The sequence below is a fragment of the Enterococcus sp. AZ020 genome, assembly GCF_050499205.1.
Lineage (GTDB): Bacteria > Bacillota > Bacilli > Lactobacillales > Enterococcaceae > Enterococcus_L > Enterococcus_L dunnyi.
The window spans coordinates 2,124,211-2,135,922 of sequence record NZ_JBIPAT010000001.1 but is presented as its reverse complement, the minus strand read 5'-3'; the positions used below and the strand labels follow the sequence as shown (position 1 = coordinate 2,135,922).

Genomic DNA, 11,712 nt, shown 5'->3' with positions numbered 1-11,712 from the left:
GTATATAATAAACCCGTGTGCAACGGAACATTGCACACGGGTTTCATGCTGGTTTTACTTCGTTTAGTCTTGATTCTTGTATATGAGTTATTGCTGCAGCAGTTTTTGATCCTCCAATACAAAAATCTTATCAACGATCGGTGTATAGAATTGTTCATCATTTGAAACGAGTAGAACGCTGCCTTTAAAATTCTTCAGTGCTGTTTGAAGTGCTTTTCTTGAATCCACATCTAAATGATTTGTTGGTTCATCCAGTATCAGAAAATTGCTTGGCTGCATTGTTAGATCACACAGTTTTACTTTAGACTGTTCACCACCGCTCAACATGTAAAGATTTTTATCCGCAAGCTCGCGTTTGATCCCGCACTTTGCAAGTTCTCTGCGGACATCCTCATAAGTGAGTCTAGTATATTTATTCGCCAACGTTTCGATCGGTGTCCATTCCGTATTTTCCCATTCGATTTCCTGTGAATGATACCCAACTTTTACTTGAGGAGAAAAATGACTTTGACCAGCTAGTGCAGGGAGTTGACCTAATAGAGTTTTAAGCAACGCTGTTTTCCCTAATCCATCAGCCCCTGTGATCACAAGTTTTTCTCCTTTTTTCACCTGTAGGTCAAACGCTGAAAGCAATTGTTTATCGTATCCGATAGCTAGTCCTTCAATAGTTAAAGCATTCGGAGAACTTTGCGGTGCACTTTTAAAGGTGAAATTAGCTGGTATTGCTTTTTCGGGCTCTTTCAATCGATCCATCCGCTCTAAATGCTTTCTTCTGCCCTGAGCCATTTTAGTTTTGATCCCAGCAATATTTTTTTGGATGAAGGCTTCCGTCTCCTTGATTTTTCTTTGTTGGGCATCAAATTGACTTTGATAGGCTTCTGTAAAATGAGCTTTTTGTTTTAAAAAATTAGCATAATCACTATGATATTTTTTGATTTCTCCAAAATCGATATCACAAATGCATGTAGCTATTTTGCTAAGAAATTCTGTATCATGAGAAACGATGATAAACGCATTTTCAAAAGCTTTCATATAGTCTGTCAGCCAATCGATGTGCTCCTGATCCAAATAGTTAGTCGGTTCATCTAAAATCAAAACAGATGGTTTTTCCAAAAGAAGTTTAGCAAGTATTACTTTGATTTTATCTCCGCGACTTAATGCAGCTAACTGCTTTGTAGCTTCTCCGTTACTGATTCCAAGTCCTGTGATCGCTTTACTGATCTCATTTTCAACTTCGTAAAAACCGCTTGTTTCCAGTCTTTCCTGATAAGTTGCCGCGCGTTCCAGTAATTGATCTTCTCCAGTTTCTCCGTATGTCTCATATAATTTAAGCATTTCTTTTTCCGTTTTATAAAGCTCCTGATAGGCAGAACTTAAAAATTCGTGGATCGTCAAGGTTTCGTCCATATTCGCATATTGATCGAGATAGCCTAGAGTCGCATTGGGATTCCATACAATGGACCCTTCGTCAGGTAAAACACTACCCAAAAGAATCTTCAATAAGGTACTTTTCCCAGCACCATTTTTTCCAACGATTCCCATATGTTCACCGCTTTGCAAGGTAAATGAGCTATTTTCATATAATTGTTTATCTGGTACAGCATAGGTTAAATCTGTTACTTGTAATAATTCCATTATTTTTTCCTCTTTCTTGTCATTTTTACTAAAGAACATACAAAAAAGACCCAAAGACAGAAATGTCCTGGGTCTTTTAATCTATATATTCTTCAGTAAATGTGTACACTAAAAATAGAATGACAACTGAACCATTTTTTCAAAAAACGGCAGCGCCAATCAACTTGTAGTTATACAAAATTTACTGATGAATATGAAAAGCACTGCTTGCTTTTCGATTAAGCTCCATACAACACTTCATCAAAATAAGTTGTAGGGAGCAAAGAGTTGATATATATAAAACGTACATGTGTAACACCTTCCTCAGAAGATACTCTACCATTTTGAAAAAAAATAGTCAACTGGCGTTGGGCGCTGTTTGATTTGATACGATTGCATTTCACAAGCAATCAATCTAAACTAAAGAAAAAGGGAGGTCATAACTTTGACAACATTGCCAAAAATCGGAAAACCAGCCACGAATGCACTTTCTTCTGCCGGCATCACCCGTTTAGAACAACTTAGTCAATTCGATAAAAAGTCGCTTTTAAGCATGCATGGTGTCGGACCTAAAGCCATCACACTTTTAGAAGAAGCCTTAGCTGAACATGGATTAGCATTTGCGCCAATAACAGTCGATACAGCTCAGCCGAAAGATATTACCGTACTGTGCCAGCTAAATTGTGATAATTCACCAAAAAGGCGGATGATCCGAGATTTCTTGATCGCTGCTGTTGCTAAGAAACCAAATGTTCTCTCTTTACTCCTCGATCAACAGTTTTGCTTTGTTTTACCTGGGAGTATAACGTTGACTGGCTTTGAGTCCTTTATTGACTACACTCAAAAAAGACATGAGCACATTCGCACACTTGAAATCCAATCCATCGTAACTCACGGAAAAGAAGGCGCTGTTCATGGTGTACTCTCGACAAAAAATAACAAAAAAATTTATTTTGCTGTAATGGTTCTCTTTAGCAGTAATCAAAAAAATGCGCTTATCACTCAAACCACTGCCTACTTTATCAGATAATTTTTTCAAAAATAATCATATACAACGAAGCCATCTGTTGAAAAGTAGTGCCTACTTCCCAACACATCAGGAACCGTCTATGTATCGATGCTTATACTATCATTAAAAGCCTACTCATAATGAACAGCTCTTCGCAAAAAAGATAGATACCTTTTACAGATATTTCAGTGGTAAGATCAATTAACACATATTCAAGCACATATAAAATGCAGAGCTAAAAGGGACAGAAGTATTCAACTCCGAGAACCAAGTAGGTACTGTGCGATATCAACTCGTTCCTAGTTGTGTTTTACAGCAATTTCAGCTTATTTCCGAAGCCTTCAACTCTTAGTGCTTTAGCATTTAGAATTTTGCTAGCTTCACTTTGTTCTTTGAACAATAGTGAAACTGTATGCGTTAGCTGATGTGATTGAAGCGAAGGCCTTTAACTCTAGCATGTTTCATGCGTAGAAGTTAATGAGATCGAAACGAAGTGTAGAGTAGTAGTTGCTTCTGCTCTACCGTTTATTCATTTTAAAAAGGACTGGGACATAACTCTACGAGTTACGTCCCAGTCTCTTATTTCCGCTTATTCATTCCTTCGTTTCATTACTTGCAAGTTCTTATTGATCGCTACGATCTCATTGCCAAAATTCCGCCAGTCACTAGCTCTTGGTGGAGCCAGCCAAATCAGTTTTCTTGCCGAAAAAGCTGTATTAAGCAAATAATCAGAAACGATCAAATCTGTATCAGGACGGACTGTTGAATGGAATTGAATGTTGAATGAATCGAATATTTTGATTTGCTCTTTGATAAACTGGTTGTATTTTTCTCCTTGCGTAAAATTCACATGTACATTGATTGGATGTTTTTCATTTTCTTTATCGTATTGCTGAGAAACCACAAGCAGCAAATTGAAGAACAAAGATTTTTTGCTGAATCGAAATTCCTTTTCAGGTAGTTGGCAAATAAACTGGCGACATCGTTCAAAAATCACTGGGTAACGCTCATGAAAAAAATCAAGATCCATTACACGTAAAGTAATATCGATCAAAGGAGTGATCAGCAGATGTCGATAAAGAATACGGTTCAGTTCTGTACAGAAGTCTGGCTCTAAACCCTTCAACATCGGAAACCCTTGAAATACTTTTTTCAACTGGATGAGATATGTTTTTACCGCGGGCTGATCTAAGTCACAAAATTCTTTTCGATAAATAGACAAGTTGCTCAAGATGCCCGTCACTTCGATCTCAAGTTCTTTTTTCGTTCCACTGATCGTTTGCTTTGTCCAATGATCGATGATTTGGCAACTCTGATTTTTTTGACTAGCTAGCGGTTCCAAATCATTCGCTGATAAAAAATAACGCTGCTTTCTCTTGATCCGTTCTAACATGATCAATAAATAATGACGAAACAAATAAAATGAATTGATTTCCTCGCAGGTCGTTTTAAGCTTTGCAAAAAGATCATTGACAGCTAAGATATCCAACTGACTATATAACTCGTCTGAATCCTTATAAATTCTATAATAAAGCATCGTAAAATACTGACGTATGTGCAGTTCATTTCCAACTAGCTGAAAATTTTTTGATAGCTTTATATCATATTGCTCAAGTTCTTTTCTAATACGATCCACGATCTTATAGACGAGCGTTCGGCTCATCCCGTGCTCTTCACCGTATTTTTTGATAGAAGTGAACTGGTGAAAAAAAATCGTTTTTAAAAGTGTAAACTCTAGCGAATGTTTCAAATAGTATTCTTCAACAATACTTGACGATATTTTGACACTTTGGAAAAGTATGATTTCATTGTTTTGCTCGATGACTTCCATCGCTTCTATTAATCCAAATCTTTTCAGATCTTCATTGATCTCCAGCATGCTGCGTTCTAGAAGATACTGAGAAATACCCAGTCGTTCACATAAACGATCCTTTCGTTCTGAAAAGGAATATTGTTGTTCTAACAGGCGAAGAATTGCCAGCTTTAAATTTGCGCGATCATCTAATAACAAGAAATCCATTTACTCTCTCCTTGTTCCATACAAAAGTGTACCCGATAAAAAGCTTAGCATGCTTCCAAAATTTGTAAAGACTGACAAGTCTGCTCCACCTGAAATACTAACCTTTTTCGGGGACGATTCTTTTTTTAACAGCTCATCGTTGAGCATTATTTTTACTTTATCATCATTTGGGGAATGATCGATCATCATTTTCTCTTGGTGTGAAAAGTCAGGCAGCTCTTGGACAACTACCTTTGCTATCGAATGATACGTGCCGTATGAGAATTTTACAAAATAAACACCAGCACGCTGCAGATCCACGTTATTTTTGATCGTAACTTTTTCAAGCGCTAAAGGTTCACCCGCTTTATCTTTCAGAAAAACGATATTATCTTCAGGCGACCATTTACCACCTAGTTTCACAACAACATCTTTTACGTTTAGTTCTGTTTGATTTGGCTTGACTTCGATCGTTACTGTTTTAATTTGTCCATCCACTTCATAGCTTATTTTATATTTGCCTGAAGTGGAGGCTTCAGCACCGTAAAAAGTCTCAACCTTCGCTAATAGTGCTGCCGAAACAAGTAAGGCTGTTCCAAGTATGAGTGTTCTATTTTTCACTTACGGCACAGCCTCCTTAAAACTTACTATACGCTAATTATCAATTGCGTGAAAAAAACTTGATTCCTCTTTTAGTTCACGCTTTACAGTCAATCTGGTCTTTTTCTTTTGAAGACGATCGTTCTCCATATACCAGCAAAAAGAATGATACTGAGTCCTAATGGATAGAATGATCGATTAAGTGTTTCACCTGTTTTAGGATAGGTGTTTTGACGATTTTGCGTTTGATTTTGTTTTGATTTTTCTTGTTTGACCGTCGTTTTTTCTCGTACGGTGATTTTTGCTTTTGCTATCAACTGTTTATCAGTTGCGTCATCAGCATTTGAAACTGACCTTTCACTCGTTTGCGTTTCTGTTTTTGAATCGGCCTTTGTTGTGTACGTTACGGTTGTTTCACCTTTCTTTTTGGTATCGACTGTTCCAATAACGTTGACTTTATCAAAGGAAATCGCTCTACCTTCTCTATCTGTTGCTGATACAAAATTATCACTTGCCTGCCACGAATCTCCTACATAAATCGTTGAATCTTTCACAACTAAAGTAGACAGGTCTTCTTTCACAGTGATTTTTGCGATTGCTTTTTGTGTTTCAAAGCTATATGTCACTTCGTAAATACCCGCTTTTGTTGTATCAACGGCTCCAAGAACATCAATCTCCTGCAACGGAATCGTCACGCCTTTTCCATTTGTCGCTGAGATAAAGTTATCGGCTGCCTGCCATGAATCACCTACATAAATCATCGAATCTTTCACTGCTAATGTCATCTGATCTGTTACCACAAAAACGGTAATAGTTGTTTCCTTTGCACCATTTTGATATGTCACATCATAGGCACCTGGTGTTGTCGTATCAACCGTTCCTTTAGTCGTTATTTGATCGATGCTTAGGGCTTTTCCTGTCCGATCGGTAGCACTTAAAAAGTTATCAGCAGCTTGCCAAGACGTACCGACATAAATCGTTGAGTTTTTAGCATCAATACTTGTTTGATCTGCTAAAACAGTGATTTTAGCCGTTTGGGTTAAGCTTGGTGTGCTGTAAGTAACATCATAGACACCTGCTTTATTCGTATCCACCATTCCGGATACCTCTATTTCTTGAAATGGTATTTCTTTCCCTGCTTCATCTGTTGCTGAGATGAAGTTATCGGCTGCCTGCCATGAATCCCCCACATAGATCGTTGAATCTTTCACCTTTAATGTTGCTTGTTCTGCAATCACTGAAATAATAGCGACTGCTTCTTTCCCTTGATTTTTATACGTTACTTCATACTTTCTAACTGTACTAGTATCAACTGTTCCTGTAACGACAATTTGTTCAAAGTCGACGGGTGAGCCATTACTATCTACCGCACTAACAAAATTATCGATCGGCTCCCACGAAGCTCCTACTGAAATCGTTGAGTCTTTGACTTCTATGTCTGTTTGATCGATTTTCTCTTTTAGCGGAATATCAAATCGGTTCGACTCTTTTAATAATTTGATCGTTTTCCCATCAAGGTACTCTTCAGCGATCGTATAACCTTCTGGAACCTTTGTCGCTTTTAGTGTATAGTCGCCTGACATAATACCATCAAAAGTGTACATGGCATTTTCATCAGTACGAAACTCTGATTGATTGCCAGTAACATTGTCTGTTAATTCAAATTGAACATCAGGAACATTTTCATCCGGCTGCGTTTCTTTGAATGTATGAAAACTTGCTTTCGTTAAAAAGACAACGCCTTCTGCATCACCATCAGAAAATTTCAACACTACAGGAGCAGTCTCAACGGTTCTGCGTGTTTCAGCCATTTGCTGTAAGTTATCCGATTTTATGATTGTTTGAGTAGAGATTTGTCCAGCGTTTTTCGAGATCGTATTGAATGTGATCGTGATATCTTTCGTCAAAGTATAATCAGTAAAAATAAGTTGGACACCAGTATTTGTTGATTCAACCTTGTATGCATCGCTCGGTACACCCTCTACCGAAATCGAATGTAGATCGATCGCTGCATTTGTTGTTCCTTTGGTGGTAATATCAAAGGTTGGGTTTTTGACTTTCCTTGTCTGGTCATCAATATTTTTTGTTTTCACTTCATTTTTTGTAACATTTTTCAGTGTATCATGACTTGTTTGCGTTGCGGATAAAATTTCTGTTCCTTCATTTTTCACAGACACTGTCGCAGACATAAGTTGATTATTGTATAAAGGCTCAATTGTGCTGCCCGTCACATTGATCGTGTTTGTGTCGATCCAGCCATTCGCATATTGATAGTCGATGATATAGCGTTTGGAGGTCTTACCGAAATCAAATGTATACGTGTTATTGCTTTCATCAAATTCGATTTCTGGATAAGCCTCATCCTTCGCAGATAAAGGTCGATCTGAATATTGCCCGCGATCCCAATACTGTGGATAGATCGACTCTACTTGATCATTCGATACATCATAAATGGAATAGACAACATCTGCCCCAACAGGAACTTTAGTTGTGACGACCAAAGAGTCAAAGGAATCATTTCTAGCATTGACCAAAAATTGATTTTTACTTGCTTGAAGCGTTCGCTCTGAATAGATTTTCCGATTGGTCTTAACTGTCGTGTGTACTGTTTCAAGCCCCGTTGCACTTAAACTCACTGGAATCGTATCTATCGGGATCGCAACATTTTTGGCTAAGCTGTCTGGAACATAATTAAAACCCAAATCAAAATTGAGGACACGCGTGATCGGTGTTGTAAATTTGACTACTGAACCAGTTGCTGTTTTCTCCACTGTATAATCGATATTTAAATGATAATAAGGAAAGATTTCCTTAGGTGCTCTTAATTGCAAATACTCCGGATGTTCAACATCGATAACTAAATTTTCGATCGGTTCACTTTGACTGCCTTGAATGCCCACAGTCGTACCACTCATATAGGCGCCATTTCCATCAAAATTTCCCCAAGCTGTTTCAGCATTATTAGGATTGATAATCGATAAGGGTTGAACAAACTGATCTGACATCAGCATGATTTCTTTATTCGCTGCTACAACAGGCGTACTGATCGCTAAGTCGATATCCTTTTGTTCAAAAGGAATTTTTAGTGTGCTTGCCTCAATCGTCAAAACACTTTCCTTGGTTGCGGTCAAAACTAAGCGATTGTTTTCTTTGCGTACATCAAAAAAATCATTGATCGATACCGGCTGATAATCAGCTGTTCTGGCTGAAATCTTGTACTCCCCAATATTTTGCCCATTTTTACTTTCTAAGACGATTTGTTGACCTACCTTTGTTTTCGTAGGTAAGTTGTAGATATAAACATAGTAATCTTCTTTCGCATAAAAATTAGCTCCCTGTAGCTGACCTAAAGTGCCTTCTTTGACCATCTTTTGGCTTGTACTTGATTTTGCAGTAAATTCAAAGCCACCTCTGACTGCATTCGTTTGCTGTAAGCGAACGGAGCCTAATTTGGTGGTTGGATACTGGTTGTAAAAACTATAACTGTAATTCGACACACTTTCCAATGCTAGGTCACGTACAATAACTAAAGCATACGCTTTTTGCTGATCCATATTCGAGATCGTAACGCTCGTTTGGTATAGATCATCTACCCCAACTGTATACTCTATATCTTTTTGCAGTAGTTGTTTCGTTTCCGGAAGGACCGTTCCGTCGACTGCTACATCATAAGAATAAACCTGCAGCGGTTCTTGTGAAGAATTTGTAAAAACAGCGCCCGGTGTATCTGTCATTGATAATTCTAGTGTTTGACTGCCGGATAGCGTTCGGTCTAAGTTATAATAGACAGTCCCAGCTAATCCATAGTTGTTATGACTTTGTTCATAACTAATCGGCGAAACGTTTTCATATAAGTCAAAAACATAATGATTCTTTATCTGTCCAGGTGTTTCTACTGTGACTAACGGATTTTGTGCTGAGAAAACATAGCTTTTCAACTCTAAATTGAATTGTGTATCCGTAACTCTTTGTTCAAATGTGATCGATAACGTTTTATTTTGCGCGTCTACTGACCATTTAGCCCCTACATTTGCGACTTCACCACTAACATCCGAATATCCTAGTCCTTCCGGCAAGCCGACTTTATAAATAGATCCTGGTGCGTAATCTTTATCTTCAACGACAAAATTCAATTTGGCAGTGACAGGAGTTGTATTCAATACTCGATTTGGCTGAGTTTGGCTATATTCATTCCCATCCATATCTGTCACAGTCATTCCAGTCAAAATCTCATCTTCAATTTGTTTTGCTTCATAAGTTTCAGCAGCTCTACTTTTATTTACGATATCTTCTGGCTGTTCTGTTTCTAGAGTTGTTGCCGAAAGCTTCTCTTCTGGTAATATCGGTTTCGGTTCAACAGGATTTGTACCATCTACAGTCTCTGTTAAAGACTGTTCTGTGTTTTTCTCAGTAAGTCCATCGAGATCACTAGACTCAGTTGTATCATCTGACTGATCGTTTTGAACAGATATTTCTGTTTGCTCTTTTGTTACGGCTAAAACCGGCAGTGCAGGTCCAACACTTTGTGTGAATAATAGAACAAGCATAAATAGGTGCAGTGTACGTTTTTTCATTGATAAATACTCCTTCTCTTAAATGGATATATACTTATCATATCCTCTCCTATCTTTTTTATGATTTTTTTATATTTTAACGAAAATAAAAAACACATAAAATCACATTTATAGCAAAAAACTAGTGTACAAGCGATAAAACATAGCTACAAATTATACCCCTCTTATTTTTATATAAAAAAAATCGTTATTTTATTTAAAATATCAAAAATAAAAATCAATCTTGATTTTCAAAAAAGTGAATAAAACACTTTAAATAAACGAACGTATGTTTTATAGTAGTAGAAAAGCACCAAAGGAGCACCTATGAAAACATCTTTAACCATTCAAATGGAAGAAACCTTATATTATTATTGCCGGGAAAACGGTGATGTCGTCGTAGAAGAGGTGACTATGCCCGATGATCAAGGAATCGTCGATACCCTTAGCTGCCGCCTTTCATCAGACAAACAATTCGAATGGCGTTGCTACGAGTTAAAAGCGAGCAAGGCAGACTTTCGTTCAAAAGCAAAGCTGTCCTTTATCGGTCACTACAACTATTTCGTCTTGCCAGAAACACTTTTTGAAAAAGTCAAAACAGAGATTCCAAAATCGATCGGAGCAATGGTTTATCATCCATATAGTTCCGCTGAAGAACAGGTACTTCCAGGATATTTTACAATTGAAAAAAAGCCGCAAAGACAAGAACTTCTTGTGACCGAACAAGAACTACTCTTCCGTCTGATCACAGCACAGGCGAGAGAAGTCGGCAAAGCGAAACAGACCGCTAGAGGGCTTCGCGTTTTCTCAACTGATCAATTATACAAAGAGCTGAAAAAAAGGCAACCCGACTATGATCTTTTTGGCGGGAGAATAAATTTTTATGATCGTTTTTCAGAGGATATTTCTAATCAGGCAATTGAAGCATTAAAAGAAGAATTAGAGGCAACTCGAACAGCTTATTTTCAATTAGAGCAGCGTCTATTGGAGGAACGATGATGTATTATCCTTATTTTCGTGGCAAACAATTTGATCTACTCGCTCTGACAACTCTTTTGATCGATCAACGACTCTCAAAAAAAATTGTGCCGATCATCGATCCAGTCAAAAATTCGGCAACTTTAAAAAAATTTTTGGTAGAAATCCAAAAAAGGAAGCATCCGTTTTTTATCGTTCAGAATCCTCAAGCTGGTGATTTTTTAACACTAACAGGTGCGGAGTATTTGGATACCCTTTCTGCACCTAAAGCTTCAATTATCGACCAGCCAATCGAGACATTTCAACATAGTGCTGAGTTGTTCATCGCCGAGCGAGCGACGCCTATCCTTGAAAGTGACTGGCAAAATAATCAGATTCCCATCTTGATTCCAGAAGAATTCCGGCTGCTGCAAAAAATTCAAGGACCCAAGATTCTTTCTCAAGATGTTTATACCCGTCTACCTCGATCAGAATTTTACCAAGAATGCCCAGATGAATTATTTTCGACCACTCACTTGACCTTCCGTAAAAGAGGATTTGACGGCTTTAGTGACTTTTCAATCGACAGTCGAATTTACTATGAACAAAGTTATCCGTCAAAGTATTTAAGTTTGCATTTGGTTTATTTTGAAAAAGAAGTGCTGAGGATTCACCACTTTCTATCGACTAATGAAGAGCTTTCTCAAAAAGAACAATTTTTTGACCTCATGGAGCAACTGCTTTGCTTGAAAGAGCAATTATGCGGCGGAGAGACAACGTTGGGATTCACACTACTTCTTGACGCTTTTTCTGCAGAAAAATTTCCTGGAATGGGCGTTATGCGAAAAGCAGCGGTGATGCACCATATGGAGCTGATGTCCCGCTACTTGGAAAGAGGCTGAGATAAAAGATGCTTAAAAATGAGCGATTAACAAAAAAAGAACCATACACTTTTTTGTATGGTTCAGACTGTAGACAAA

General features: G+C 37.8%; 7 protein-coding genes. 3 read left to right on the top strand and 4 right to left on the bottom strand.

Annotated features, from left to right (window positions below):
* Positions 1-87: 87 nt before the first annotated feature.
* A complete protein-coding gene (locus IGI58_RS10300; protein ID WP_429953492.1) occupies positions 88-1,635 on the bottom strand; it encodes an ABC-F family ATP-binding cassette domain-containing protein in 1,548 nt (515 codons plus the stop codon).
* A 424-nt stretch (positions 1,636-2,059) separates the two neighbouring features.
* Between IGI58_RS10300 and IGI58_RS10295 the strand changes: the two genes are divergently transcribed.
* The gene (locus IGI58_RS10295; RefSeq protein ID WP_429953493.1) at positions 2,060-2,644 is read left to right on the top strand and encodes a DNA-binding protein; all 585 of its coding nucleotides are present in this window, start codon (positions 2,060-2,062) and stop codon (positions 2,642-2,644) included.
* 568 nt (positions 2,645-3,212) lie between these two features.
* Here the strand turns inward: IGI58_RS10295 and IGI58_RS10290 are convergent.
* The 3 genes from IGI58_RS10290 to IGI58_RS10280 all read right to left on the bottom strand — a co-directional run bounded on the left by IGI58_RS10290 (position 3,213) and on the right by IGI58_RS10280 (position 9,796).
* Entirely contained in the window at positions 3,213-4,643 is a 1,431-nt protein-coding gene (locus tag IGI58_RS10290) for a helix-turn-helix domain-containing protein (protein ID WP_429953494.1), read from the bottom strand.
* Complete coding sequence (locus IGI58_RS10285; RefSeq protein WP_429953495.1) at positions 4,644-5,243, bottom strand: bacterial Ig-like domain-containing protein; 600 nt, start codon at positions 5,241-5,243, stop codon at positions 4,644-4,646.
* Between the two features lie 89 nt (positions 5,244-5,332).
* Positions 5,333-9,796, bottom strand: coding sequence for a bacterial Ig-like domain-containing protein (locus IGI58_RS10280; RefSeq protein ID WP_429953496.1), 4,464 nt, complete (start codon positions 9,794-9,796; stop codon positions 5,333-5,335).
* A 306-nt stretch (positions 9,797-10,102) separates the two neighbouring features.
* Between IGI58_RS10280 and IGI58_RS10275 the strand changes: the two genes are divergently transcribed.
* Positions 10,103-10,774, top strand: a complete 672-nt coding sequence (locus IGI58_RS10275) for a hypothetical protein (protein ID WP_429953497.1) — start codon at positions 10,103-10,105, stop codon at positions 10,772-10,774.
* Positions 10,774-11,634, top strand: coding sequence for a sce7725 family protein (locus IGI58_RS10270; RefSeq protein WP_429953498.1), 861 nt, complete (start codon positions 10,774-10,776; stop codon positions 11,632-11,634). Before IGI58_RS10275 ends, IGI58_RS10270 begins: the two co-directional genes overlap by 1 nt.
* The last annotated feature ends 78 nt before the right edge of the window (positions 11,635-11,712 follow it).